This is a genomic window from Halomicrobium zhouii, assembly GCF_900114435.1.
Lineage (GTDB): Archaea > Halobacteriota > Halobacteria > Halobacteriales > Haloarculaceae > Halomicrobium > Halomicrobium zhouii.
Window position 1 is genome coordinate 1,005,470 of the sequence record NZ_FOZK01000002.1, and the last position, 24,133, is coordinate 1,029,602.

Below are 24,133 nucleotides of genomic sequence, written 5' to 3' on the forward strand. Positions count from 1 at the left end.
CCGACCGAATCCGGTCCGGGACGGGTCTTCGATGACTCGACGAACCATCCACACGGGATTCGATACGCTTTTTCGGCGGCCCGGCCCACCCTTGCGCATGACAGAACGCGGCGCGCTCGACGCCGTCTCGCCACTCGACGGGCGGTACGCCCGGTATACCGAACCGCTCGTGCCCTACGCCAGCGAACGCGCGCTGATGCGGGCGCGCGTGGAGGTCGAAGTGGAGTATCTGATCGCTCTCGCGGACCTCGACGCGACCCCGCTGGCCGTCGACGCCGACCAGCGCGAGCACCTCCGCGGGCTCTACGAGTCCTTCGACAAGGACGACGCCAGCGTCGTCAAGCAACTCGAAACCGAGGGGTACGGCGAGTACACCGCGACGAACCACGACGTCAAGGCCGTCGAGTACTTCGTCCGCCTGAACCTGCCCGAGGACCTCGACGCGGGCAACTGGATCCACTTCGGGCTCACCAGCGAGGACGTGAACAACCTCGCCCACCGCCTGCTCGTCAAGCCCGCCGTCGAGGAGGTGCTGGTGCCCGAACTGCGCGAGACCCGCGACGCGCTGGCCGAGATGGCCCGCCGGTACCGTGACGTCCCGATGCTCGCGCGCACCCACGGCCAGCCCGCGACGCCGACGACCTTCGGCAAGGAGATGGCCGTCTACGCCTCGCGGCTGGGCCGCGCACTCGTGCGAATCGAGCAGGCTGCAGACGCCCTCTCCGGAAAGCTCGCCGGCGCGTCGGGCACCTACGCCGCCCACCACGCCGCCTATCCCGACGTCGACTGGCCCGCGTTCGCCCGCGAGTTCGTCGACGGCCTCGGCCTCGATCACGAACCGCTCACGACGCAGGTCAACCCCTGTGACGACCTGGCCGCGCTCTTCGACGCGCTGCGGGGCGCCAACAACGTCCTGCTCGACCTGGACCTCGACGTCTGGCTCTACGTCTCCGACCGCTACCTCGGCCAGGAGGCCGTCGAGGGCGAGACCGGGTCGTCGACGATGCCCCACAAGGTCAATCCCATCGACTTCGAGAACAGCGAGGGGAACCTCTCGAAGGCGAACTCCGACCTGACCTTCCTCGGCGACTACGTCACGAAGTCGCGACTCCAGCGCGACCTCTCCGATTCGACCGTCAAGCGCAACATCGGGGCCGCCTTCTCGCACTGCCTGATCGGCTACCGGAAGTGTCAGAACGGCCTGGCGAAGGTCGTCCCGAACGAGCAGGTGATGGCCGACGACCTCGAAGGGACCCCCGAGATAATCGGCGAGGCCGTCCAGACGATCCTCCGCCGGGAGGGCCACGAGGACGCCTACGAACAGGTGAAGAAGGCGACCCGCGGCCAGCACGTGACGATGGAGGACTTCACCGCGATGATCGACGACCTCGACGTGAGCGAGGCCGTCCGCGAGGAGTTGCACGCTCTGACGCCGGCGGGTTACACGGGCGTCGCGGACGAGATGGTGGACGCGCTCGACTGACCGTCCGTCGAGGTTCTGCAACGACAGTTTCCCGATACGTGGCTGGCTGATTGGAATGTTAGCCACTCCATCCCGTCTTCATACTATCTGTATTCTGGTTAAATTTACAACAGCGCGAGCTGTTCGGTCAGTTGCATATTATGACTGACGAATCCGAACGCATCCAGCAACTCGAACAGCGGATCGAACAGCTCGAACAGGAAGCAACGCGGGGTTCGTCCGCAGGCAGTTCGCCGACGAGTTCCACGCGTCGTCAGATGCTCGGCGCGCTCAGCGTGGGCGGGCTCCTCCTCGGTGGCGCCGGAACTGCCGCGGCAGCGCCGTACGACGACGACCTCGGCAGTGCACGGTTCGTCGGGGAAGGTGAGTCCCTGCAGGACGCGGTCAACAAGTCGAACCTCGTGTTCGTCACCTCGGCGTACGATAGTAGCGTCGAGGAGGTAGATACGATTGAGATCGACCGCGAAATTACCGTGATGGGTGACGGAAATACCTACATCGACAACCCCGGAGGAAGTGGACCGGCGGTCGAGATCGTGAGCAAGAGCGAGCGTCCGAACGCCGTGAGTCTCCAGAACCTGTCGATCAGAGGTGGCGACCCCGGTTTGCTCATCGAGGACACGAAATTCTGTGAACTCTCGAATGTCCACGTGAGAGAGACCAGTGGGCACGGGATCGCCGTGAGAAATCCGTCACTCTCGACGAATTCCATGGATCTCTACCACACCTCAGTCCAGGACAGTTCTGACGATGGTATCTACATCGAAGGCGGCGCCCATTCGACGAATCTGTTCGGTGTCAGGACTCTCTTCGCTGGCGGGCACGGCGTGAACATAAATGGAAGTCATGCGGTGAATATGATGGGGTGCCAGGTCGAGGATTCTCAGGGGTATGGGCTCCGCATGGAGGGGCTCAGCGCTGCGAACGTCTACGGTGCCTACGTGGAGGGGAACAAGCAGGATACTGGCCTTGGATCCGAGAGTGCTGAGATATACGCGGAAAGCTGCTACGGACTATCGATAGATAGCGCGTACGGTAACCCGTTGAACAATTCTCTCAGGAGCTTCATATACCTCAAGGGATGCCGGACTGCGACTGTGCATGGGACTCGTATCAAGGGCGGCTATAGTTATCTGGTCGACGGACCGACCCAGAGCGGCGATCAGAACCGACGCCTAGACGTCTATCGGGGAACGCACTATCCCGGGTACAGTGATGGCGTGGTCTCGGACCCAGATATCGCAAAGCGTCTTCGTAGCAATGGAGTAGTCGTTGCGAAGAATATTGGTGATGCGAACGGCCAGCATCCCGGCGAAATCGGCGTTCATAACGCATATACTAACGATACGCCGGAATTCTACGTCTGGGATGACAGCGGGGAGAACTGGGTCAGTTACGACGGCACAACGACGAGGTGAATCCATGGACACCGGGTTCCGAGGGTCAATTGGACGTCCGCGCGAGAACTGACATCATCCGGGGCCCAATCAACCATCTACTTGTCGACTACGCACCCGAAACGGGTGGCGAGTCGATAGGGCACTTCTCTCGTGGTGTCTTGACCAGATCGGCCGAAATCATCTCGGCGAACTGAACGTTGGCGACCACGAAAGACCGCCCGAACTGCGCGTCTAGAACGAGAGCAGGCGGAGGGGAGATCATTCCAACTCCAGTCAGTCGCCTCTGATCGGGTCGGCCTGCAGCACGTCCCGTTCGAGCCGTTCGGCCTGTTCGAGCCGTAGCTGGCGTGCCGCCTCCGGCGAGATGGTCCGGCCGCTATCGATCGCTGGCGACACCGGTTCGTACGCGTCGACGTCGAAGCCCATCCGTTCGAGGTACGCCTGGAGGTCGGGGTCGGCCAGGCCGTCCCTGATCGCGGCGTTGACGTACCCGATGACGGCGTCGAACTCCGGGAGGACGATGTCTTCTCCGTCCACGCGACCGCCGTCGCCCTGGATGCGGACCTCGGCGTCGCGCATGCGCTCGACGACGCCGGCCAGGTCGTCGGCCAGTCGGACGACCTGGCCGGGGAGCGCCGTATCCGGCGAGCGCCACTCGACGGTGCCGAACTCTTCGCGGAGCTGGACCGGCGTCCAGACGGCGCTCTCGGGATCGAAACTCGACGCGATGGCTCGTCTGTCGACGCCGGCGTCGGTCGCGGCGGTCAGGAACTCCTCGTAACGGCGTTCCAGCCGGCGGGTCCACTCGTCGGTGTCGTCCGCGTAAGTCCAGAGCCGGCCCTGGTGGGGGACGTCGTCGTAGGCCATCCAGCGGTAGAGTTTCGACCGCGCGCCGGCCGCAAGGCGACGGCCCTGGAAGTACGGTGATGAGTTGACCAGCGCCAGCGCGGGGTCCAGCGCGATGAACGCGTTCAACTGGTCGATGGCGCGGCCGGGCTGTTGCTCGACGTGGATATGCGTGCCCGCGCAGTGGCGGACGTACTCGAAGTCCTCGCCGACGACCGCGTTCTGGATGTGCGTGCGCTCGCTCTCCCGCTCGGGTATCTCGTCCTGATACACGGGCGTCGCCAGCGGAACGAGACCCCGGTCGAGTTCGTCGGCGCGCCGGAGAACTGCACCGACGCGCTCGAACAGTTCCGCGCGCAGTTCCGCCGTCGTCTCGCAGGGTGTCGTCTTGATCTCGATCAGTGGTTCGACGAACTCCTCCTCGGCGCCCGCCGACGCGTCCAGGAGTTCGCCCGGTTCGACGAGTCGCCCCTCGTCGTCTATCACCCAGTACTCGACCTCGATGCTCCGCCGTATCGGTTCTGATTGATGTGATGACACGGTGACCTCGCCACAGCCGCGGTCAGTTGGTCCACACGCAACGACTCTAGCGTCCGGAGAGGGGGAACCTATATGCCATACGTTACCGTGCAACACGGCAATACAAGAATTTTTCCCGAGCGGAAATATTTCCTCGCTACCGGCGTACCGGCGGTCGACCTAACTGTTAGCGGATCGAACACTCGAGTATGTTCCGCGATCGCACCGACGCCGGCGACCGACTGGCCGATGCGCTTCGCGAGCGTGGCGTCGAAGCCGACGTCGTCCTCGCCATCCCACGCGGTGGACTCCCCCTCGGTCGCGCCGTCGCAGATCGGCTGGACGCTCCGCTCGACGTCGTCGTGGCAAAGAAGATCGGCGCCCCGCACAACCCGGAACTGGCTATCGGCGCTGTCGCCGAGAACGGGGCGCTGTGGCTGAATCAGTCGCTAATCGACGACGTCGGCGTCCGCGAGGACTACGTCGATGACGAGCGAGTCGCAGTCAGCGAGGCCGCGAGCGAGAAGGCCCGACGGTATCGGCAGGGACCGCCACCGGATCTATCCGGCAAGCGCGTCGTCGTCGTCGACGACGGCGTCGCGACGGGAGCGACGATGCGGGCCTGCCTCAAGCACGTTCGCGACGAAGGACCGGCGAGCGTCGTGGTCGCGGTGCCGGTCGGGCCACGGGACAGTATCGAGGAACTGCGGGCGTTCGCGGACGAGGTGGTGGTCCTCGAGATCCCGGCGGCCTTCCGCGCGGTGGGCGCCTACTTCAGGAACTTCGACCAGGTGAGCGACGCCGAGGCGCAGTCGTACCTACACTAGCTCCTCGAGGGCAGTCCGGACCGCCGCCGCGGCCGCCTCGACCTCCGAGAGGTGGACGTACTCCCGTTCGCTGTGGGCGATTGCACCCTCGTCGTCGGCGAGATCGCCGGGGCCGAACACGACGGTTGGCGCGTGCTCGGCGAAGAAGGAAGCCTCCGTGGCGGCGCCGAACGGGCGAACGTCGCCGCCGCTGGCGTCGACGAGTTGCCGGACCAGCAGGTCGTCGCGGTCGGTGGCGAACGCACCGAGGAAGGGTGACTCTCTGGGAGTGAGTTCGACGCGGAGGTCCATCCCGGTCGGCATCCACTGGTACAGGTGCTCCTCCAGGTCGGCCCGGAACTCCTCGGCGCTCTCGGGCGGGACCGGCCGTCGGTCGAAGGTGATTTCGCAGGTTTCGGGGACCTGGTTCGACGTCTCCCCGCCCTCGACGACCGTCGGCGTGAGCGTGGGTTGACCGAGTGACTCGTGGTTACCCGGGCCGCGTTCTTCGTCGAACGTCTCCATGGCCTGCAGGACGGGGGCGGCGGCGCGAATCGCGTTCGCACCGCTCTCGGGGGTCGCCGCGTGGGCGGCCGTGCCGGTGATAGTGATCGTTCCCTCGTACTGCCCGCGCGCGGCTGTACAGACGTCGAGGCCCGTCGGCTCTCCGACGACGAAGCCGTCGACCGACAGGTCTCCGTCGGCCATCCGCTTTGCCAGGTGGGCTGCACCCGACTGGACCGTCTCCTCGTCGGGCGTGATGGCGATGGTCAGTTTCCCGTCGGTGGGCTCGACGGCGAGGAAGCCGGACAGCAATGCGGCGAGTGGCCCCTTCGCGTCGCAGGCGCCTCGACCCCTGACCACGTCGCCGTCGCGACCGTAGGGGACGTGCGGCGGCACGGTGTCGATGTGGGTGTTGAGGACGAGGTGGCGGCCGCCCGTGCTGTCATCATCACCGTCTGCGGTGCTGTCGTCGGCACCGCCACGAGTTGCGAGGACGTTCCCCGCCTCGTCGACCGTCGGCTCGTGGCCGGCGGCTTCGAGCGTCTCGACCAGGAGATCCCGCATCTCCCCGACGTCCTCGTGGGACGCCGTCTCGACGGCCTTCCGGTGGAAGGTCTCGACGTCGAAGCTCATCGGTCGGACTCCGCGCTGGCCGACCCGATTTCCGCTTCGTCTTCCACTCTGGTCACGTCGGCCATCGTCTCCCGGCGACGGACCACGCGCACGTCGTCCCCGTCGATGGCGACCTCGGCGGGCCGGGGCTGGGAGTGGAACTGGTTGGCGAGTTCGTACCCGTACGCGCCGCAGTTCCCGATGGCGAGGACGTCCTCGCGCTCAGGGCGGGCGACCGGCCGGTCAGTGGCGAAGACGTCCGCACTCGTGCAGCATGGCCCGCCGATAGCGACGGGGTAGTCCTCGCGCTCGGGCGCCGTGATATTTCTGATGGGGTGGTAGGAGTCGAACATCGCCGGGCGGATCATCGTCGCGAGCGAGGCGTCGACGCCGACGACGGTGGCGGCGGGCGTCTCCTTGACGGTGTTGACGGTCGTGAGGATCAACTCGGCGTCGGCGACGACGTAGCGGCCGGGCTCCAGTTTGATCTGTGCGTCCAGGTCGCCGACGGCCTCGCGGACCTTCTCGCCGACGACGTCCATGTCGAGGGGCTCCTCGTCCTCGCGGTATGGGACGCCGAAGCCGCCGCCGAAGTCGACGAACTCCAGGCCCTCGCCCGCCCCGGCGACTTCGCGGCCCATCTCCGCGACCTTCGCGATGGCGCGGCAGTGGTCGTCCAGGTCGTCGTGGAGGACGCCGCTGCCGGCGTGGGCGTGGATGCCCACTAGGTCGAAGCGCTCGCGGACGTCGTCTGCGACTTCCGGTACCTCGTCGTACGGAATCCCGAACTTGGCGTCCTTGCCAGTGGCGACCTTCTCGTGGTGGCCGGTACCGATGCCGGGGTTGATCCGGATGGCCACGCGACCGTCGTAGCCCCGCGATTCGAGGCGGTCGAAGGTGTCCCGCGCGCCCGCGGTGATGGTGAACCCCGGGTGGTCCGACGCAAGGTCGACGGCGTAGTCGAGGTCGCGGTCCGGCGGGTTGACCGCGGTGTACTGGAGCGTGTCCGGGTCGGCGCCGGCCTGGATGGCCCGCTGGAGTTCGCCCGCGGCAGCGCACTCGATGTCCGCCCCCGCTTCGAGCAGGGCAGAGAGAACTGCCTGGCCGGTGTGGGCCTTCGCGGCGTACATCACGTGGGCGTCGAGGAACGCGGCGGAGAACCGGCGGTAGTTCTCCTGGACGCGCGACGGATCGAGGACGTACAGCGGCGTGTCGTACTCCGCGGCGATGTCGAGTAACTGGTCGTGGTCCCAGTCCGCGAGTCGGCGGATCGGCGGCGAGGCGTCGGTCATTGGCGAACACACGGCAGCGCCCGCTAACAAGGGTTCCGTTTCTACGAGTTCGGGTGGGAGTAGTGGCGACTTTTCACACCAGTAGCTGGGATCTTTGCAGCTACGGCAAGGACATTGTTACTGCAAACACCTCGAAAGCCCCGACGCGCTCCGGTCCCGCGGACGCACTGCGCTCCTCGGCTTCGCCTGCGGTGCTTGCGCGTCCGGGGTTCCCGGACCGCGTCGCCCCTTTCAGTCCACCCGTCTCTCCCGACCAATCAGCCGACCCGGGTGGGAATGAAAGGGGCCGTGCTCTGCGGGAACCCCGGCGTTCGCAAGAGCGAAGCTCTTGCGCAGCCCATCAGAAATCTTCGATTTCTGAGGACGACGTAAGGACCGCAGCGAACGCAGTGAGCGAGGACCACAGCGAGCCGCGGGACCGCAGAGCACGGGGGCTTTCGAGATGCTCGCGGTAACTCACCCGACGGTAGTGCGCACTCGGGAAACATCGTCGGTCGCACTCTGGACGAATTCCAGAAAGGCCTCCGAATCCACGTCACACCGGACGGCGGGCTTGAATCCGCCGAGGTGGCAGCCATCGGCGCCACTCCGGCAGGGGCTCAGTTCCGATTCGACGCCGTCGTCCATGTAGTAGTTCGGGCCGCGACGGCTGTCGCTGAGTCGAATCGCCCTTTCGAGCAGCCCACCCGGTTCTTCCCCGGGGACGATAACCACCGGATCCATTCGGTCAGTAAACTCCGGGTCGTGGTAGTACAGGTCGCCGTGGGCGGCGAAGCGCTTGGCGTGGGCGTTCTCCGGATGATTCTCCAGCACGGCGCGCTTGGCGTCGAGGTCGTCGTCTGGTTCCAGAACCACGGGCCGCTCCGCGACGGTGAAGTAGCCGAACAGGTAGCGGTGTTTGTACTCGCTTTCGGGCCCCGGAAAACCGGCGTAGAACGCGACGACGTCGCCCGGGTCGAGGTCGCGGAGCGCGGCGACGTAGGCCGGCCGGTGTTCGCCGTAGGTCAGTGCGTCGAGGTTCGGGTCGCGGTGGACGGGTTGACTCGCGATGGCGTCCGGATCGGTCACCCAGTCGCCGTCGCTCCCCGGTCGGACGCCGTCGAGAATCGCGGCGAGCGGACCGTCGCTGAATCGACTGTCGAGCGACCCGTAGGTCGCCGCCTCCGTGGTCGGGCCTTTCTCCGGAATCGGGACGTACTCGAATCGCCCGTCACTGTCGACTTTCGGGACTGGCCGGACGTTGCCGGTGTCGGCGCCGACGCCGCAGAGAACGACGGTCAATTGCGGGAGACTACTCCCGGAGCGCGTCCTCGCGCTCGGTCGCTTCCAGCGTCTGTTCCTCGACGTCCGTCGCGACCACGGCGGGCTTGTAGGCGCCGCCGTCGAACAGGTCGTGGTCCGAGACGCTGGACTCGACGAAGCGGGTGAACGCGCGGCGCTCCGGCGGCAGTTCGCCGTAGATCACTTCCTCTTCGACGAGGTCGTAGATGGGGATGCGGGGCGTGAGGAGGGTGTTCTCGCCGACGACGGAGTTCTCGCCGACGACGAAGCCCGAAGTGACCCGGCAGCCCGCGCCGAGCGAGACGCCGTCCTCGACGATGACCGGGGCGTCCTCGACCGGTTCGAGGACGCCGCCGATGAGCGTGTTGGCGCCGAGTTTGACGTCGTCGCCGATCTGGGCGCAGGAACCCACGGTGTCGCAGGAGTCGACGAGTGTGCCATCGCCGACGTAGGCGCCGATGTTGACGAAGGCGGGGGACATGAGGATGGCGTCACTACCCACGTAGGCGCCCCGGCGGATGACGGTCCCGTCCGGCGTGTTTCGCGTCCCGCGCTCGTTCAGGTCCGCCGTCTCGCGGAGCGGGAGGACGTCGTGGTAGGTGACGTCGCCGTAGGTCCGGGCCTCGGTCTCGCGCAGGCCGAAGTTGAGCAGGATACCCTGCTTGACCCACTCGTTGGCCTCCCAGCCGTCGCTTCCCTTCTCCGCGGCGCGGACCTCGCCCGCTTCGAGGGCTTCGAGGAACTCGTCGAGGACCGCGAGGTGGTCGTCGGTCGCGTCGGCGGCGGTCAGGCCGTCCTGTTTGCGCTGCCAGAGGTCGCTGACGTCTGCTTCGAGGCTCATGTGTCGTCGATGACTTCCCCGAATGAATACCATTCCGGATCCTTCCCGGCGAGCCAGGTGGCGGCGTCGAGCGCACCGGCGGCGAACACCCCTCTATCCTCCGCCCGGTGGGACAGCGAGACCACCTCGTCGTTGCCTGCCAGGACGAGTTCGTGTTCGCCGCGGATATCCCCCGCACGCCGCGCGAACACGCCGATCTCGTCCTCCTGACGGGGGGCGTGACCCTCGCGACCGTAGACGGGTTCGACGTCGCGTTCTTCCTGAATCGTCTCGAGGATGGTGTTGGCAGTCCCCGAGGGCGCGTCGATCTTCTGGTTGTGGTGAGTCTCCATCAGTTCGAGGTCGTAGTCCGGGAGCGCGGAGACGGCCTCGCCGATGGTCCTGAGGAGCACCTGGATGCCGCGGGAGAAGTTGGTCGCCTTGAGCACCGGGACGTCCTGGCTGGCCGACCGGAGCGAGGCCATCCCGCCGGAGTCGAAGCCCGTCGTCCCGACGACCATGCCGACGCCGGCGTCGACGCAGGCGTCCGCGAGCGCGAGCGTCGACTCGGGAACGGTGAAGTCGATCACGACCTGCGGTTCGTGCTCGGCGAGGCCGTCCGCGAGGTCGTCGGCGTGGAAGATGGGGACCCCCTGGATGTCGTCGACGTCGTCGACGTGGAACCCAACGACGACGTCGAAGTCGTCACGCGCGCTCGCGGCCTCGATGACGGCCCGGCCCATCCGGCCGGCCGCGCCGTTGACCGCGATGCGCGTCATCGCTCGACCTCCGCGAAGGCGTCCTCACCGTCCGGGTTTTCGAGTTCCGCGAGGATCGATTCGAGGTCGTCGAGGTACTCATCGCTCAGGCGGGAGAGCGGCTGGCGGACGTGCGCGGGGCCGTAGCCGCGGATCCGCATCGCCTCCTTCACCGGGATGGGGTTGGTCTCGACGAAGAGCCCGCGGAACAGCGGCCCGAGCTCGTGGTGCAGGTTCCGGGCGCGCTCGTAGTCCTCGGAGAGGGCGGCACCGACCATCGCGCAGGTGCGTTCCGGCTCGACGTTGGCGGCGACGCTGATACAGCCGTGGGCGCCAACCGAGAGCATCGGGAGGGTCATCCCGTCATCGCCGGAGAGGACCGAGAAGTCTGCCTCGCGCGTGCGTTCGATGATCTCCGATATCTGGTTCATGTCGCCACTGGCGGCCTTGTAGCCCAGAATACTGGGGTGGCTCGCGAGTTCGACGGCCGTGTCGGGTTCGATATTCTGACCCGTGCGCGAGGGAACGTTGTAGACGATCTGTGGGCAGTCTACCTCGTCTGCGATGGTCTCGAAGTGATCGACGAGGCCGCGCTGTTCGGGCCTGTTGTAGTACGGCGAGATGAGGAGCAGGGCGTCGGCACCGGCGTCGGCGGCGCGCTGGGAGAGCGAGAGCGCTTCGCGAGTGTTGTTCGATCCGGTGCCGGCGACGACGGGTACGTCGTCGACCGAATCGACGACTGCCTCGACGACCTCGACGTGCTCGTCGTGGGTCAGCGTCGCCGACTCGCCGGTGGAGCCGACGGGGACGAGGCCGTCGACGCCCGCGGCTTCGAGGCGCTGGGCGTCCTCTCGGAGGGTTTCGAAGTCGATGCTGCGGTCCGCGTCGTCGTGGAACGGCGTGCACATCGCGGGGAACACGCCGGTGAGGTCGATTGCTGTCATGTGAGTGGTCGCTGGTCTGTTGTGGGTGAGTCTGCGCGCGATGCAAAAATGACTGCCGTTCGGCCGGCGGGAGACGGCTCCGTCACTCGAACGGCAGGATTCCGGGCCCGTGACGGGGTCGCTACGCCCGCCGCGAGCCGCTCAGAATGGAAGTTTCGGCTTGGCCTTGGTGGCCGCTACGGACGCACCGCTCGTCGAATCGCGACGGGTGGGTGCGTTCCGGGTCATTGCACGAAATAGATCAGTGGAGCGTCTTAGTGCTTGCGTTCCACGGGGAGTGGCGTTCACGCCTGTCGCCGCGGACGTGCGCACCCCTGGGGATGCGCTGACGCCTCCGTGCTGACAGTTTCGTCGGCGCTGGGCGGCGCTGGACCCCGAAAAATTAACCGGACAGGGGTCACACGAACGTGCATGCCTGTTACGCACCCGACCCAACGGGTGGGCGTCCTCGCGGACGCGCAGAACCTCTATCACACGGCTCGGAGTCTCTACTCTCGCAATATCGACTACAGCTCGCTTCTGGAGGGCGCCCTCGACGGCCGGGAACTCACGCGCGCGATCGCCTACGTCATCCGGGCGAACTCGCCGGAGGAAGAGAGCTTCTTCGAGGCGCTCGTCGACATCGGCTTCGAGACGCGCGTCAAGGACATCAAGACGTTCGAGGACGGCTCGAAGAAGGCCGACTGGGACGTCGGGATGAGCCTCGACGCCGTCTCGCTGGCGCCCCACGTCGACACGATCATCCTCTGTACGGGCGACGGCGACTTCGCCCGCCTCTGTCGCTACCTGCGCCACGAGGGCTGTCGCGTCGAGGCGATGAGCTTCGCCGAGTCCACCTCCGAGGAACTCGTCGAGGCGGCCGACAGCTTCGAGAACCTCAGCGAGAACGAAGACACGTACCTGCTGTAGCCACTCGCGAAATCGGGCTCGAAAGAACGAAGAGACGGTTTCAGACCGGGCGAGCGTCTTCGGACGTGCCGACGAGCAGCGCGCCGGCGGCAAGTCCGAGCGCGGCGAGCGATCCGAGAACCGGCGGCAATCCGCTCCCGAGCTGTCCCGTACCGAGGATGATGGCCGTACTCGCGACGAGCAGGAGGACGCCGACTGCGACTTTTCGCGTATCCGTTGCCATGTCGGCCAAAGGTAATCGGTCGTCCGGTATAAATTTCTCCAAATCCAACGGGGATAAACGCGATCGATCGTTATCGTTTTCGACCGAGGGGTTTCTGCGAGTCCGTCCGCGGTTGGTGACGCTTTTGGTTCCGGGTCGTCAGCATCAGTTGATGACCGACGCCGAGGCCACGCTGTTACGCCGCGCCGCCGACTACCAGTTCGGCCGCGGCGGCGGCGCGGCCCTGTTTGACGACCTCGAATCGCTGTCCGTGACCCGGACCAGCTCCGGCCGACCGCGACAGGTCACGGCCGAGGACGGCCGCCTGGTCAGCTACGGCAACGACGGCCGCTTCACGCTCGGTATCGACGGCGGTCGGCGGCTCCACGAGGCCTTCGAGGCGCCGCGCAACCGCGTCGTCGTCGGCGACGAGAGCGAGCCGTTCGTTCGCGACGGGCGCAACGTCTTCGCGAAGTTCGTCGACGAGGCCGACGACGAGATACGGCCGGGTGACGAGGTGCTCGTCGTCCACGAGGACGGCCGCCTCCTCGCAGTGGGCAGGACGGAACTGTCCGGGGACGGCATGCGAGCGTTCGAGACGGGGATGGCCGTGAAAGTCCGGGATACCGTCGGCGAAGACGGCGAGTAACTGGGACGAGACTGGTCTGTGCGGTACACGGCAAAGGGGAGAGCTTTTTGGGACGGAAGGCCCAGGTTGGGCTATGTTTGGAGGAGGCGGCGGCGGACTCAATCCGCGCAAGATGAAGCAGATGATGGAACAGATGGGCATCGATATGGAGGATATCGACGCCGAGGAAGTGATCATCCGGACCCCCGACGAGGAGCTGTACTTCACCGACGCGGAGGTCCAGCTCATGGAGGCCCAGGGCCAGAAGACCTACCAGGTCGTCGGCGACCCGGAGAGCCGCGAACGCGGCGCCGACTCGGGCGGCGAGTCAGCGTCGGGCGACGCCGGGAGCGCTGAGGCCGGTGGCGACGCCGGCGGCATTCCCGACGACGACGTCGAACTCGTCGCGATGCGGGCCGGCGTCGGCGAAGACGCGGCGCGCGAAGCCCTCGAGGAGGCCGACGGTGACCTCGCGGCCGCCGTCGAGCGGCTAGAGTGAGCTACCTGTTCGTCCGCGAGGACCGCGAGTACCTGCTAGCCCCGGGCGACACGCTGGAGTCTGACCTGGGCATCCTGGAGGTGCCCGAGGACGTCGAACCCGGCGACACCGTCGAGACGCATCTCGACACCGAGTTCCGGGTCCGGAAGCTCCGCGGCCCGGACCTTTTCAACCACCTGGAGCGGACGGGCGCGCCGATGATGCCACGCGACATCGGCCTCGTCGTCGGCCAGACTGGCCTGCAATCGGGCGACCGGGTCCTCGACGCGGGGACCGGCACCGGCGTCCTGTCGGCGTACCTCGGGCGCATCGGCGCGCGCGTGACGACGTACGAAGCCGATGCGGACTTCGCCGACGTCGCTCGCGAGAACATGGCGCTGGCCGGCGTCGAGGAGGCCGTCGAGGTGCGCCACGGCGACGTAACCGACGAACTCCCGACGCTGACCGAGGGCGAGCGCTTCGACGTCCTGACCCTCGACACCGCCGACGCGGCGGCCGTGGTCGAACGCGCGCCCGACCTGCTGGTCTCGGGCGGCTACGTCGCCGTCTACTCGCCGTTCGTCGAACAGGCCCGAGAAGCAGTCGAGGCGGCGCGGGCGGCCGGCCTCGAAGACCCAGAGACGCTGGAGACCATCCAGCGCGAGATGGACGTCGGTGACCGCGGCACACGGCCCTCGACCCGCGGCGTCGGCCACACCGGTTATCTCACGTTCGCTCGGCGGGAGTGAGGCCTTCTTCGGTCTCCCGGCCCCTTCGTAGTCGGACAGTTAAGAGACGTCTCTCATCAGTTCTAGCAGTTCGCGTCTGTACGTCACGACGTCGCGCTGGAGTACCGGTGGCGGGTCGTCGAGTCCGAGCACCGCCCCTATCGGTCGTTCGGGGTAGGCGCCGCCACTGACGAGAAACCCGTCGTCGTACCAGACCCCGAGCCACCCTCCGAGCGGGACCGTCACGGCCGGCGTCTCGAGTTCCAGCGCGGCCTCGAACCGGCTCAGCGGCACTCGCTTCTCGTACCCAATCCGCCGCCGTTCCGTCCGGACTCGCTCGACGTCGGTGAGGCCGCTCTCCTGAAGCGTCGACCGGAAGCGATCTGTGGCTCGCGCGCGGACGACCGGCAGGAGAAACGCACGACTCGCGGTGGGTGGGACTTCCGGCTCGAACGAGAGTGCGGTCGCGAAGAAGAAGCGCCACGTCGCCTCGACGGCTGCGGTCTCGGCAATTGCTGTCGACGTGGCGTCGTCCCGATACTGCAGCGTCGCCCCTCGAACGCTGACGCCCGGGAGTTCGAACACGGTTTCGACCGTTTTCCCGGACTGGACCCAGCCGCCAGCGTCGAGTCTATCGCGCGGCACTGTCGGGAACGAGACCGACTCGCTCCCCGTCACGACCGGTCAGTGGTCGTCTTCGCGCCACTTGTGCTCGCACTCGGTACAGGTGAGAAACCGCGTCTCTGACTCGTCGGCCGACCGGATCTGTTTCATCTCCCAGAACGCCTGGTCGTTGTCGCACTGGGGACACTGCGCCGTCGTCGTCGGCCCCATGTCTTCGGCGTCGACCTCGGAGGTGTCGACGATCTCGCTCTCTTCTTGCCCCTGGGTCGTGACCATCGCGCTCTCGGACCCGGAGTCGCGGGCCTTCTCGTACCCACAGCTCCCGCAGACCCACGTGCCGTCTTCCGTCTTCATCATCGAGCCGCACTCGTCGCAGAATTCCATGTTGTCACTCGTATACGCCGCCGGTGTAATTTAAAGACAGGGATTCACCGCGACTGCTCGCGCCAGGACGAACACGCGTCCATGTCGTCGAGTTCGGCGCCGTGATACTCGCAGTATGGCTCCGGCTCGCCGTCGAGCGTGACGTACTCGAAGTGCCGGCAGTTCCCGCAGTACGAGTCGGGCTGGGTCTTCGGCGCCGTCGAGTCGCTCATCCGGTCAGTGGACCCGCCGGCCGTCGTCGACCGAGAGCCAGCGTCGGTCGTCGACTGGGTCCCCTGCGTCGTGCTCGTTCCAACTTCGTCGAGGCCGTCCGTCGCCGCCGAGCCACCGTCGCTGACTGCCGCCGACGGGCCGACGCCACCACCGGAGTGGCCCGACGAGCCGTTCGTCTGCGTCTCGACCGATCCGTCGGGCTCCGTGCCGAACAGGCCGATACCGCCGAGCCCGCCGGTCGACTGGGCCTCCTCGACGAGGCGGATAGTCCCCTCCTGGGTGACCTCCATCCGGGCCGTGCCGCCCGGGTCGTTCCGCGTCTTGAACGTCGCGAGCCCGACGAACAGGCACCAGAACGTCGTGACGACGCCGAAGAAGTAGACGGTCGTCGTCGCGAGCGCGAACAGCGGGGCCGACTCGACCCACTGGTACGGATAGACGTGCTGGAACAGCGCCACGCCGAGCAGCGCGACGCCGGTGCCGATGACCGCCGCGCCGCGTACCCGGCGCGATGCCGGGAGCAACGCGAACACGCCGAGCAGCACCGTCTGCAGTCCGATTCCGGCCAGGATGCCGCCGACTTCCCTGGCCCCGTACTCGCTCAGTGCCGCCGTCCCGATTCCCGTGGTGGCGACGCCGATGGCACCGACCAGCATCGCCGCGCCGGCGAGAAACAGCCCCGAGCCGAAGAGCTGCTGGCGCCGGCTGGCGACCCGGCCGACGCGTCCCTCGTAGACGTCGGTGAGGCTCGTCATGGGCGCGTCTTTCGGTTCGACACCCAAAACAATGCGTCAGACGACCGTCGGACGGGGAGGCGATCCAGTGGCGACGACGACTGGCCAGGGCTACGGTCGGCCAGTCATCGTGATAATCAGCTAATGGACCATCCAAGCGGGTGGGAATGAAAGGGCCGGGGCTTTCGAAGTGTTGTTGTTTCTTCCTCCGTTCGGAGCCAATTCCCCGTCACGTCGTACCGAAAGCACTAATCACGGCCGCTCGCAACCGCAGGGTATGAGCGAGGACGAGAGCGAGGACGAGGGACCGGCCGTCGAACTCGGTGACGGCGAACCGGTCGAGGGCGCGCCGCTGGCTCGCGTGAGCTCCCGGCTCACCTGGGGCATCAAACACAGCACCGTCGTCGAGCGCGAGGGCGAGACGCTCGTCCGGACGCCGGACGGCCCGCAGGAACTCGCGACGCTGCTGGAGGACGTCGACGTCCCCTACTTCCAGCACCGCCGCGAGTTCGAGAGCGCGGTGCGCGAGGTCATCGGCGACGGCCCGATTCCAACGGCGAACGAGTAGGACACGGAACCCGACCATCGACCGGCGACCGCCCCACCGACCAGCTTTTTCTCGCGCGGCACTGTATCGTCAGTCATGACGCTCCCGTTCGACCCGGAAGCCGTGCGGTCAGAGGACATCGGCGAGGAACGAGCGACGCTGGAGATGGACCACGAGGCCGCCGTCGAGCACGTCCGCGAGGTGTTCACGGACGCCGGCTTCGGCGTCCCCGTCGAGTTCTCGCCGTCTGACTTGCTAAACGAGAAGGTCGACGCGGACCGTGACCCGTACTACGTGCTCGGCGCGTGCAACCCGGCGATGGCGGACCGTGCGCTCGACGCCAGCGACAAACAGATCGGCGCGCTGTTCCCGTGCAACGTCGTCGTTTGGGAGGAAGAGCCGGGCGTCCAGACCGTCTACCACGTCAGTATCATGCGAATCGCCCGTCTGGTGGGGATGGCCCCCGACGACGAGGCGTGGGCGGACATCGTCGCAGAGACCGGCGAGATGGTCGACGAGGCCTTCGGCGCGCTATAGACAATCGTTCTGAAACAGGCGCGCTAGGCCAGCGCGTCCTCGATTGCGTCGAGGATCCGGGTCGCGACGTACACCGGGAGCGCGACGAGTCCGAACAGCACGATGACGAGTAACTCCATGGTAAACGGGAAGATGATAGCGGCCATACTCACCTGATCCCGATACCTGTTGGTAAAGATTACTCCAGTTCGTCGTCAGGTTTGGTCGTCGCCGTCCCGCGTTCTTCGCGGAGTTCCTCGACTTCCCGTTCGAGTTCCGCGATGCGTTCCTCGTCGCTGGTCGAGTCACCTCGCCACAGACGGAGAACACCCAGGGCAACGAGAACGACGACCACAGCCGGGGCCACGAGTACGATCAGTATGAGAAAAATGATCAGTATCTCTTGCGTGCCGGGTATTCCTACTTGGAGGGCGGTTTGGTACATTGGCGATGACTTCTCGGAATGACTCGGTAAATAGTTGCTTCTACAGACGGTTCCAGGCTGTCCCTGACTCGTTAGCGATCATCGCCGGACGCCCGGTCGCTCTTGGAGTCTGCCGCCCGTAGCTCCTCGACTTCGCGTTCGAGTTCCGCGATGCGTTCGTCAGTCTCCGAGTCGTTCCCGGTCAGGTACTTGATGACCAGCGCGATACCGACGACTGGTATCGCCAGCATCCCGAAGATCATGAGGATGATGAGGAGTTCCTGCGCGCCGGGGATTCCGAACTGGGCGATTGGAGGGTACACGGCTGCTAGTTCCCCATGGGGCCAAATAAAACGAGGTCCTCTCGTCGCTCACCTCAGTCTCGCGGCGACTCGGCCGACGACGCGTCTCCATCCAGTTCCGCAACCTCGTGTTCCAGCAGCGCGACGCGCTGGCGGAGTTCTCTCGTCCGGCGATCCACGATCCAGCCGATCAACTTGACGACGCCGCCGATGACGACGGCCCAGTAGAGGACGACGAAGACCAGCATGGCGACGTCGCCACCGGCGGGGAGACCAATCTGCATACCCTCGCCTGCCGCGGCACTCGTCAAAGCACTGTCGAATCAGAAGTCCGTGATCTGCGACTGCAACCCGGCGACCATGTCGGATTTGCGGCGGAGCGTGTTGAGCGACACCGGAAGCTGCTGGGCGACGGCGTTGACCGCGTCGCGGAACGTCTCGGCCTCGGCCGGCTGATCGGCGAGTCGGGGGTTGCTCGCGTCGCCGGCGTCCTGCTCGAAGGCGTTGCGGACCCCCTCGCGGACCTGCCAGACGCCGACGGGGGCCCAGTACTCGTCGGTCACCTCGCGGAGGACCAGACACTTCGCCTGCCGGTCGCGCTCCTGGAGGTGTTCGAGGACACCGAGTCGGGAGGCGTAGTATGCGCCGGCGGTCTCCTCGACGTAGCCGGTGCGGCCCTCGTACCCCTCGCTGGCGCTGGAGAGGTAGTAGGACTCGGCGACGGGGTTCCAGACGCTCTCGGGCGCCTTCATCTCGACGAGTTCGAACTCCCAGCGACCCGGCGTGAGGACGACCCAGTACCGGTTGCCCATGTACTCGTTGTACCAGACCTCGGTCGTGTCGATGGTGTCGCGGTTCAGGAGCCCGCCGCGGAGGTACTTGCCGACGGTGTCGTCGACGGCGGTGATGGACCAGCGCGTCGGGACGAGTTTGCGCTCGTGGTTCTGGCCCATCGCGCCCGCCGAGAGGATGGTGTTGACCTCGTAGACGTCGAAGCCGCGGTTGTACAGGTACGTCATCGCGCCCTCGGCGCGCCAGTCGTCGTCCTCCAGGGTCTTCTCGACGGAGCGGGGGACGTGGGGGTTCTCCGCGAGTTCGGCGCTGTTGGCCCGCGCCCGCGGACCGGTCGGCGTGGAGATATCGTCCAGACCGATGTCGAGGTTCGAGGCGTCGTCCAGGCCGACTTCGACGTCGACTGGTCGGTCGGCGATGGCCACTTCGCGCTGGGTGCCGACGAAGCCGTCCCAGACGTCGTCGACGTTGACCTTCGCCGAGCGCGTGGAGTTGAGCAGGCCGGTCCGGCGCTGGAGCACGTCGTCGATGCCCAGACCGCGCTGGTACCACTCGCCGCTCGTGGCGAAGTCGGCGGCGTCGGCGTCCGGCGCCATCGGGGAGAGCACGCCCGTGGAGATGTTCGGGTAGCCCGACCGGCCGACGAAAATCTCGGGCGCGGTCGAGCCGAACAGCGAGTCGCCCTGGACCGTCTCCTTGAACTGCTGTTCGACGTCGTCCAGGTAGTTGGTGATCTCGTAGGACTTCTCCTCGGCGAGGCGCCGTCGCTCGGCCGCTTCGTCCCGCTCGAACCCCGCGACGAACTCGTCGAGACGCATCTATCTCCCCTTGGACGCAGGGGGGTAAGAATCTGTCCCGGCGGGCTCGGAGTCTCACGCCGCAGCGGCGGTGGCGACTTTCCCGACACCCGATCCGCTGGCGCCGCACCTCTCGCTGAGGCTAACAGTTAGGGATGTCCAGTCCGTACGTTTACACCAGGCATGTCCCGCGTTCTCAAACTGGCGGCGGTTGTCGCCACGGTCGCCGCGCTCTGTACCATCTTCGCCCCGGCCCTCTGGCGCGTGAGCCACGGACAGGCACTGACCAACGTCCTGGTGGGCGAGTTCGCGACCCTCGCGATGGGATACACCGCGTACCGAATCGCCTACGGCAAGGACGCGTCCCGTTCGGTCGCGCTCGCCGCGGCCGTGTTCGGGGCGGTCCTCGCCGTCTCCCCCATCGTCTTCGGCCTCGTCCCCGTGTTCACGTCCGTCACCATGATCGGCGGCGGCCTCGTCGCCGTCGTGAGTCTCGTGGCGTTCGTGACGACGTTCACCGGCGACGACCGGTCTGTCCGCGGCGTCTCGCGTGGCCGGGACGCGAGCGAGGACCAGCCAAAAGCGGCGTGAACAGCTCGTCTCACGGCCCGCCAGCCTGCTCACGGGTCGTTCCTCCCCGTTCGCGGTTCGTTGGTACCTCGCTTCGCTCGGTACCAACCTGCTCGCGTGTCGCTCCCTTCGGTCGCTCCCGTTCGCGTATAGCTGGTGCCTCCCTGCGGTCGGCACCAGCCTGCTCACGGGTCGTTCCTCCCCGTTCGCGATTCGTTGGTACCTCGCTTCGCTCGGTACCAACCTAACTGTGAATCCCCATCGCTTCGATCTGTTCCTGGTACCGATTCCGGATCGTCACTTCCGTGACCTGGGCGACGTCGGCGACTTCGCGCTGGGTCTTCTTCTCGTTACAGAGCAGTGAGGCGGCGTAGATGGCCGCCGCGGCGTACCCAGTCGGTGATTTCCCGGAGAGCAGTCCCTGATCGGCCGTTGCCTGGATTATCTCCTTGGCCTTCGACTGGACCTCTTCGGTGAGGTCCAGTTCCGAACAGAACCGGGGGACGTACTGTTTGGGGTCCACCGGTTCCATCTCCAGGGAGAGTTCGTGTGAGACGTACCGATACGTCCGGCCGATCTCTTTGCGGTCGACGCGTGAGACGTCCGCGATCTCTTCGAGGCTTCGCGGGATCCCCTCCTGTCGGCAGGCGGCGTACAGACACGAGGTGGCGACGCCTTCGATCGACCGGCCGCGGATGAGGTCTTCCTTGAGCGCGCGCCGGTAGATGACGGAGGCCACTTCGCGGACCGAGCGCGGGACACCGAGCGCACTCGCCATCCGGTCGACTTCGGAGAGGGCGAACTGCAGGTTCCGCTCGCCCGCGTCCTTGGTCCGGATTCGCTCCTGCCACTTGCGCAGGCGATGCATCTGGCTGCGTTTCTTCGAGGAGATCGACCGACCGTAGGCGTCCTTGTCCTTCCAGTCGATGGTGGTCGTCAGCCCCTTGTCGTGCATCGTCTGCGTCGTCGGCGCTCCCACCCGCGACTTCTCCTGCCGCTCGGAGTGGTTGAACGCGCGCCACTCCGGCCCCGGGTCGACGTTGCCCTCTTCCACGACGAGCCCGCACCCCTCGCATATCACCTCTCCCCTGTCGGCGTCTTTGACCAGGTCCACGGACTCGCACTCCGGACACTGCTTGGCCCGTTCAGACTCGTCTCGTTCGTTCTCCTCCTGTAGCTGCCGCTCACGGTGACGGGTGGACCGTTTCATCGCAATTACACGTTAAGAGCAGTAGGATATTTAACACCTTGGGAAGGGCTACCGTCTCGGGCCGCAAGAAGCGGCCGGTGGCGACCGGTCGGCGACGATCACTGGCCGGATTCGCTGCCGGTGTCTTTGTGAAGAGGAACGCCTTTACTCTCAGGTCGGCCATCTTCAGGCGATGCCGACCATCGAGTGCGACGAGACCACCGCACGCGAACGGCTCGAAGCGGCGGGGGTCGACGTCGAACCGGGAAACACCGAATACGAACGCTGGCGAGCGATCCACGCCGGCGCGACAGCCGTGGCGTACGACGGGAAAGTCGTCGTCCAGGGCGGGTCCACCGCACAGCTCGAGGCGGTGCTCCGCGACGGCGGCGGGCGCGTCGAGGCGTACTTCGACGGGGCCTCGCGCGGCAACCCTGGCCCGGCGGCGGTGGGATGGGTACTCGTCACGAACGACGGCATCGTCGCCGAGGGCGGCGAGACCGTCGGCCGGATGACGAACAATCGCGCCGAGTTCGAGGCACTGATCACGGTGCTGGACGTCGCACGGGGCTACGGGTTCGACGAAATCGTCTTGCGAGGCGACTCGGAACTCGTGGTCAAACAGGTCCGCGGGGAGTGGAACGCCGACGACCCCGAACTGCGAGAGCGTCGCGTCACCGCCCACGAACTACTCCGCTCGTTCGACGACTGGTCCATCGAGCACGTCCCGCGCGAGGTCAACGACCGCGCGGACGAACTGGCGAACGAGGCGCTCGACGATGACTGAGCTTCCCGACGACGTCGTCGCGGAGGCCGAACGGCTGACGCGCCTCGCGCGACAGGCCGTCGATTCCGCCGAAAGCAATGCTTACCGTACGGAACGCGACGAACTGATCGGCGAGTACGACTACACGGTCCGGATCCGCGAAGACGACGACGCCGACGTCCTCGTCTGCTATCCCTCGGAGTGGATGGACGACGGGACCGTCCGGACGGACCGCATCGAGGACGTGGACCGCGGCGTCGAACGTCGACTCTCCGGCGCGGGCGACCCCGACGACTGGGAGGCGGTCGCGGAGACGAACGACGAACTCGTCGACGCGGTCGCGGCTGACCACGAGGACGTCCACGCTGCCAACGCCCGTGCGCTGGCCGACTTCGCGAGTAACCACTACGCGAAGCCGGTCACGGAGTTGACGCGGTCCGAACTCCGCGAATTTATCGAGGAGTACCTCCCGCGGAACGCCTGGCCGACGGACCGGCAGCTGGCGCGCGTGGAAGACTCTGTGGAGGTAGCGTTCGAAAAAACGGATGTCAGCTGTCCGCTGGAGTAAATTCTACTGCTGCTCGGCGTCGACGAGGTCGTGGAGCGCGTCCGCGCGCTCGTCGTCGGCCGCGAACTTCCCGAAGACCCACGCGAGCTGGTCGAGGACCGCTTCCTCGCCCTCCTCGGTGAGCGCGTACTGGTTCGTCCGCTTGTCGAGTTCGCTCTTCTCGACGAGGTCGAGTTCGACGAGGTCGTCGAGGTTCGGGTAGAGGCGCCCGTGGTTCACTTCGCTGTCGTAGTAGGTCTCGAGTTCTCGCTTGATAGCCAGACCGTACCGTGGCTCCTCGGAGAGGATGACCAGAATGTTCTGCTGGAAGGCCGTGAGTTCTCGTGCGATTCCCGGAGTGCCGTCGATGGCTTGTGCCTCTGACATGGTTAGCGAAATGTCAGCAAACTATTTAACGCTTGTTAACTCCAGTGAGCTGTCCCGAAAATCCACTTGACGGCGGGCCTATAGCCTCTATTCCCCAATCTTAGTTCAATTCAGAATAACAGTTGTTGTAATTGATTAGGAAACCAATAGCTGGCGGTACGAACCGATTACCCCGCGTCTCACGTGGTGATGAGAATGGATTACGAAAGTACTTTTTGGCCACCTCACGGACTGAGTCGTGATGACGAACCTGTGGCAAGACCTCGAAACCGGCCCGAACCCGCCCGAATCGATCTACGCCGTCGTCGAGTGCCTGAAGGGAGAGCGTAACAAGTACGAGTACGACAAGGACGTCCCCGGCGTCGTCCTCGACCGCGTGCTCCACTCGAACGTCCACTATCCCTCGGACTACGGCTTCATCCCGCAGTCGTACTACGACGACGAGGACCCCTTCGACGTGCTCGTCCTCGTCGAGGACCAGACGTTCCCCGGCTGCGTCATCGAGGCTCGCCCCATCGCGCTCATGAAGATGGACGACGACGGCGAGCAGGACGACAAGGTCATCGCGGTCCCCGAGGAGGACCCGCGCTACGACCACCTGCAGGACCTCGAGGACATTCCCCAGCAGCAACTCGACGAGATCGACGAGTTCTTCGCGACCTACAAGAACCTCGAGGAAGGCAAGGAAGTCGAGACCCAGGGCTGGGAGGACAAGGCTGCCGCGAAAGAGGCCATCGAACACGCGATGGATCTGTACGAACAGAACTTCGCGTAAGCTAACCGTCCGTTTCGCTTCTCCGAACGACGTCTCTCTATTTCGCGCCGTCGCCAGTGACGCCCGCCAGTGTCGTCGACGGCGAGGGGACCAATACCCGACGGTAATACCGGACGGCGCTGCCGATAAATTATGAGCATGGGTAATTACTTGTGGCGAGAGCGGCTAGGCGGAGACGTGATGGCAACGAAGCAACCGAGGGTCGCCGTGGACCACCCGACAGTCGTTCCGGAGAACTACGACGCCGCGGACGACGCCGACGAGGACACCGAAGGTGATGAGTCGGTGGCCGGTGAGCCCGTGACCGGTGAGTCGGTGGCCGGCCAGACGTCCCACCAGGAGTAGGTATTGCCGAT

Annotated in this window: 32 protein-coding genes; 14 read left to right on the forward strand and 18 right to left on the reverse strand. The window is 66.0% G+C overall.

What is annotated here, in order from left to right:
- Positions 1 to 97: 97 nt before the first annotated feature.
- Positions 98 to 1,483, forward strand: coding sequence for an adenylosuccinate lyase (purB, locus tag BM337_RS12135; RefSeq protein ID WP_089816856.1), 1,386 nt, complete (start codon positions 98 to 100; stop codon positions 1,481 to 1,483).
- A 140-nt stretch (positions 1,484 to 1,623) separates the two neighbouring features.
- Positions 1,624 to 2,901, forward strand: a complete 1,278-nt coding sequence (locus BM337_RS12140) for a right-handed parallel beta-helix repeat-containing protein (RefSeq protein ID WP_089816857.1) — start codon at positions 1,624 to 1,626, stop codon at positions 2,899 to 2,901.
- 255 nt (positions 2,902 to 3,156) lie between these two features.
- On the opposite strand, the gene BM337_RS12145 is transcribed toward BM337_RS12140, so the two are convergent.
- Positions 3,157 to 4,269: a glutamate-cysteine ligase family protein gene (locus BM337_RS12145; protein WP_089816858.1), complete on the reverse strand. Its 1,113-nt coding sequence runs from the start codon at positions 4,267 to 4,269 to the stop codon at positions 3,157 to 3,159.
- 188 nt (positions 4,270 to 4,457) lie between these two features.
- Between BM337_RS12145 and BM337_RS12150 the strand changes: the two genes are divergently transcribed.
- Entirely contained in the window at positions 4,458 to 5,075 is a 618-nt protein-coding gene (locus BM337_RS12150) for a phosphoribosyltransferase (protein WP_089816859.1), read from the forward strand.
- Here the strand turns inward: BM337_RS12150 and BM337_RS12155 are convergent.
- The 6 genes from BM337_RS12155 to dapA form a co-directional block, all read right to left on the reverse strand.
- A complete protein-coding gene (locus tag BM337_RS12155) occupies positions 5,067 to 6,191 on the reverse strand; it encodes a M20 family metallopeptidase (RefSeq protein WP_089816860.1) in 1,125 nt (374 codons plus the stop codon). The genes BM337_RS12150 and BM337_RS12155 overlap by 9 nt on opposite strands.
- Positions 6,188 to 7,462 (reverse strand): diaminopimelate decarboxylase, encoded by a 1,275-nt coding sequence (gene lysA / locus BM337_RS12160; protein WP_089816861.1) that lies wholly within the window; start codon positions 7,460 to 7,462, stop codon positions 6,188 to 6,190. The genes BM337_RS12155 and lysA overlap by 4 nt, the downstream gene beginning before the upstream one ends.
- 456 nt (positions 7,463 to 7,918) lie before the next feature.
- A complete protein-coding gene (locus tag BM337_RS12165; RefSeq protein ID WP_089816862.1) occupies positions 7,919 to 8,743 on the reverse strand; it encodes an Nmad3 family putative nucleotide modification protein in 825 nt (274 codons plus the stop codon).
- Positions 8,744 to 8,753: 10 nt separating this feature from the next.
- Positions 8,754 to 9,584 (reverse strand): 2,3,4,5-tetrahydropyridine-2,6-dicarboxylate N-succinyltransferase, encoded by an 831-nt coding sequence (locus BM337_RS12170; RefSeq protein WP_089816863.1) that lies wholly within the window; start codon positions 9,582 to 9,584, stop codon positions 8,754 to 8,756.
- Positions 9,581 to 10,342, reverse strand: coding sequence for a 4-hydroxy-tetrahydrodipicolinate reductase (dapB, locus tag BM337_RS12175; protein WP_089816864.1), 762 nt, complete (start codon positions 10,340 to 10,342; stop codon positions 9,581 to 9,583). Before dapB ends, BM337_RS12170 begins: the two co-directional genes overlap by 4 nt.
- Entirely contained in the window at positions 10,339 to 11,265 is a 927-nt protein-coding gene (gene dapA, locus BM337_RS12180; protein ID WP_089816865.1) for a 4-hydroxy-tetrahydrodipicolinate synthase, read from the reverse strand. The genes dapB and dapA overlap by 4 nt, the downstream gene beginning before the upstream one ends.
- A gap of 411 nt (positions 11,266 to 11,676) precedes the next feature.
- Here dapA and BM337_RS12185 point away from each other — a divergent pair, with 411 nt between their 5' ends.
- Complete coding sequence (locus BM337_RS12185) at positions 11,677 to 12,174, forward strand: LabA-like NYN domain-containing protein (RefSeq protein ID WP_089816866.1); 498 nt, start codon at positions 11,677 to 11,679, stop codon at positions 12,172 to 12,174.
- 40 nt (positions 12,175 to 12,214) lie between these two features.
- On the opposite strand, the gene BM337_RS12190 is transcribed toward BM337_RS12185, so the two are convergent.
- Positions 12,215 to 12,397 carry a hypothetical protein gene (locus BM337_RS12190; RefSeq protein ID WP_089816867.1) on the reverse strand — a complete coding sequence of 61 codons (183 nt, stop codon included), beginning with the start codon at positions 12,395 to 12,397 and terminating at the stop codon, positions 12,215 to 12,217.
- Between the two features lie 151 nt (positions 12,398 to 12,548).
- Here BM337_RS12190 and BM337_RS12195 point away from each other — a divergent pair, with 151 nt between their 5' ends.
- The 3 genes from BM337_RS12195 (at position 12,549) to BM337_RS12205 (ending at position 14,231) form a co-directional block, all read left to right on the forward strand.
- The gene (locus BM337_RS12195) at positions 12,549 to 13,025 is read left to right on the forward strand and encodes a PUA domain-containing protein (RefSeq protein WP_089816868.1); all 477 of its coding nucleotides are present in this window, start codon (positions 12,549 to 12,551) and stop codon (positions 13,023 to 13,025) included.
- A 73-nt stretch (positions 13,026 to 13,098) separates the two neighbouring features.
- Positions 13,099 to 13,503, forward strand: coding sequence for a nascent polypeptide-associated complex protein (locus BM337_RS12200; RefSeq protein ID WP_089816869.1), 405 nt, complete (start codon positions 13,099 to 13,101; stop codon positions 13,501 to 13,503).
- The gene (locus BM337_RS12205; RefSeq protein WP_089816870.1) at positions 13,500 to 14,231 is read left to right on the forward strand and encodes a methyltransferase domain-containing protein; all 732 of its coding nucleotides are present in this window, start codon (positions 13,500 to 13,502) and stop codon (positions 14,229 to 14,231) included. Before BM337_RS12200 ends, BM337_RS12205 begins: the two co-directional genes overlap by 4 nt.
- A 39-nt stretch (positions 14,232 to 14,270) precedes the next feature.
- Here the strand turns inward: BM337_RS12205 and BM337_RS12210 are convergent, their stop codons facing one another.
- Genes BM337_RS12210 through BM337_RS12220 form a run of 3 tightly spaced genes read right to left on the reverse strand, consistent with a single transcriptional unit; the run spans position 14,271 to position 16,186 of the window.
- On the reverse strand, positions 14,271 to 14,855 hold the full coding sequence (locus tag BM337_RS12210) for a DUF6517 family protein (protein ID WP_143117719.1): 585 nt from the start codon (positions 14,853 to 14,855) through the stop codon (positions 14,271 to 14,273).
- A gap of 39 nt (positions 14,856 to 14,894) precedes the next feature.
- A complete protein-coding gene (locus tag BM337_RS12215) occupies positions 14,895 to 15,218 on the reverse strand; it encodes a transcription factor S (RefSeq protein WP_089816872.1) in 324 nt (107 codons plus the stop codon).
- 44 nt (positions 15,219 to 15,262) lie between these two features.
- Positions 15,263 to 16,186 (reverse strand): cell division protein CdpA domain-containing protein, encoded by a 924-nt coding sequence (locus BM337_RS12220; RefSeq protein WP_089816873.1) that lies wholly within the window; start codon positions 16,184 to 16,186, stop codon positions 15,263 to 15,265.
- Positions 16,187 to 16,442: 256 nt separating this feature from the next.
- On the opposite strand from BM337_RS12220, the gene BM337_RS12225 reads away from it, so the two are divergent.
- Both BM337_RS12225 and BM337_RS12230 read left to right on the forward strand, forming a co-directional pair.
- Complete coding sequence (locus BM337_RS12225) at positions 16,443 to 16,733, forward strand: DUF5789 family protein (RefSeq protein WP_089816874.1); 291 nt, start codon at positions 16,443 to 16,445, stop codon at positions 16,731 to 16,733.
- A gap of 75 nt (positions 16,734 to 16,808) precedes the next feature.
- Positions 16,809 to 17,249, forward strand: coding sequence for a DUF302 domain-containing protein (locus tag BM337_RS12230; RefSeq protein WP_089816875.1), 441 nt, complete (start codon positions 16,809 to 16,811; stop codon positions 17,247 to 17,249).
- Between the two features lie 23 nt (positions 17,250 to 17,272).
- Here BM337_RS12230 and BM337_RS21760 read toward each other — a convergent pair whose 3' ends face one another.
- From BM337_RS21760 to nreA, 5 genes are all read right to left on the reverse strand, one after another.
- Positions 17,273 to 17,395 (reverse strand): hypothetical protein, encoded by a 123-nt coding sequence (locus BM337_RS21760; protein WP_281244901.1) that lies wholly within the window; start codon positions 17,393 to 17,395, stop codon positions 17,273 to 17,275.
- 32 nt (positions 17,396 to 17,427) lie between these two features.
- On the reverse strand, positions 17,428 to 17,673 hold the full coding sequence (locus BM337_RS12235; RefSeq protein ID WP_089816876.1) for a hypothetical protein: 246 nt from the start codon (positions 17,671 to 17,673) through the stop codon (positions 17,428 to 17,430).
- A 71-nt stretch (positions 17,674 to 17,744) separates the two neighbouring features.
- On the reverse strand, positions 17,745 to 17,975 hold the full coding sequence (locus BM337_RS12240) for a hypothetical protein (protein WP_089816877.1): 231 nt from the start codon (positions 17,973 to 17,975) through the stop codon (positions 17,745 to 17,747).
- A gap of 53 nt (positions 17,976 to 18,028) precedes the next feature.
- Positions 18,029 to 18,238: a hypothetical protein gene (locus tag BM337_RS12245; RefSeq protein WP_089816878.1), complete on the reverse strand. Its 210-nt coding sequence runs from the start codon at positions 18,236 to 18,238 to the stop codon at positions 18,029 to 18,031.
- 39 nt (positions 18,239 to 18,277) lie between these two features.
- On the reverse strand, positions 18,278 to 19,564 hold the full coding sequence (gene nreA / locus BM337_RS12250) for a DNA repair protein NreA (protein ID WP_089816879.1): 1,287 nt from the start codon (positions 19,562 to 19,564) through the stop codon (positions 18,278 to 18,280).
- A 162-nt stretch (positions 19,565 to 19,726) separates the two neighbouring features.
- Between nreA and BM337_RS12255 the strand changes: the two genes are divergently transcribed.
- Positions 19,727 to 20,134 (forward strand): hypothetical protein, encoded by a 408-nt coding sequence (locus BM337_RS12255; protein WP_089816880.1) that lies wholly within the window; start codon positions 19,727 to 19,729, stop codon positions 20,132 to 20,134.
- A 223-nt stretch (positions 20,135 to 20,357) separates the two neighbouring features.
- On the opposite strand, the gene BM337_RS12260 is transcribed toward BM337_RS12255, so the two are convergent.
- Positions 20,358 to 21,323, reverse strand: coding sequence for a transcription initiation factor IIB (locus BM337_RS12260; protein ID WP_089816881.1), 966 nt, complete (start codon positions 21,321 to 21,323; stop codon positions 20,358 to 20,360).
- Positions 21,324 to 21,495: 172 nt separating this feature from the next.
- On the opposite strand from BM337_RS12260, the gene rnhA reads away from it, so the two are divergent.
- Both rnhA and BM337_RS12270 read left to right on the forward strand, forming a co-directional pair.
- Positions 21,496 to 22,089, forward strand: a complete 594-nt coding sequence (rnhA, locus tag BM337_RS12265) for a ribonuclease HI (protein WP_089816882.1) — start codon at positions 21,496 to 21,498, stop codon at positions 22,087 to 22,089.
- Positions 22,082 to 22,636 carry a DUF7108 domain-containing protein gene (locus BM337_RS12270; protein WP_089816883.1) on the forward strand — a complete coding sequence of 185 codons (555 nt, stop codon included), beginning with the start codon at positions 22,082 to 22,084 and terminating at the stop codon, positions 22,634 to 22,636. Before rnhA ends, BM337_RS12270 begins: the two co-directional genes overlap by 8 nt.
- Positions 22,637 to 22,639: 3 nt before the next feature.
- On the opposite strand, the gene BM337_RS12275 is transcribed toward BM337_RS12270, so the two are convergent.
- Positions 22,640 to 23,002 carry a PadR family transcriptional regulator gene (locus BM337_RS12275; protein ID WP_089816884.1) on the reverse strand — a complete coding sequence of 121 codons (363 nt, stop codon included), beginning with the start codon at positions 23,000 to 23,002 and terminating at the stop codon, positions 22,640 to 22,642.
- A 241-nt stretch (positions 23,003 to 23,243) separates the two neighbouring features.
- Here BM337_RS12275 and BM337_RS12280 point away from each other — a divergent pair, with 241 nt between their 5' ends.
- Together BM337_RS12280 and BM337_RS20690 are read left to right on the forward strand one after the other, a co-directional pair.
- On the forward strand, positions 23,244 to 23,777 hold the full coding sequence (locus BM337_RS12280; RefSeq protein ID WP_089816885.1) for an inorganic diphosphatase: 534 nt from the start codon (positions 23,244 to 23,246) through the stop codon (positions 23,775 to 23,777).
- Positions 23,778 to 23,957: 180 nt separating this feature from the next.
- Positions 23,958 to 24,122: a hypothetical protein gene (locus tag BM337_RS20690; RefSeq protein ID WP_245778658.1), complete on the forward strand. Its 165-nt coding sequence runs from the start codon at positions 23,958 to 23,960 to the stop codon at positions 24,120 to 24,122.
- Positions 24,123 to 24,133 lie beyond the last annotated feature (11 nt).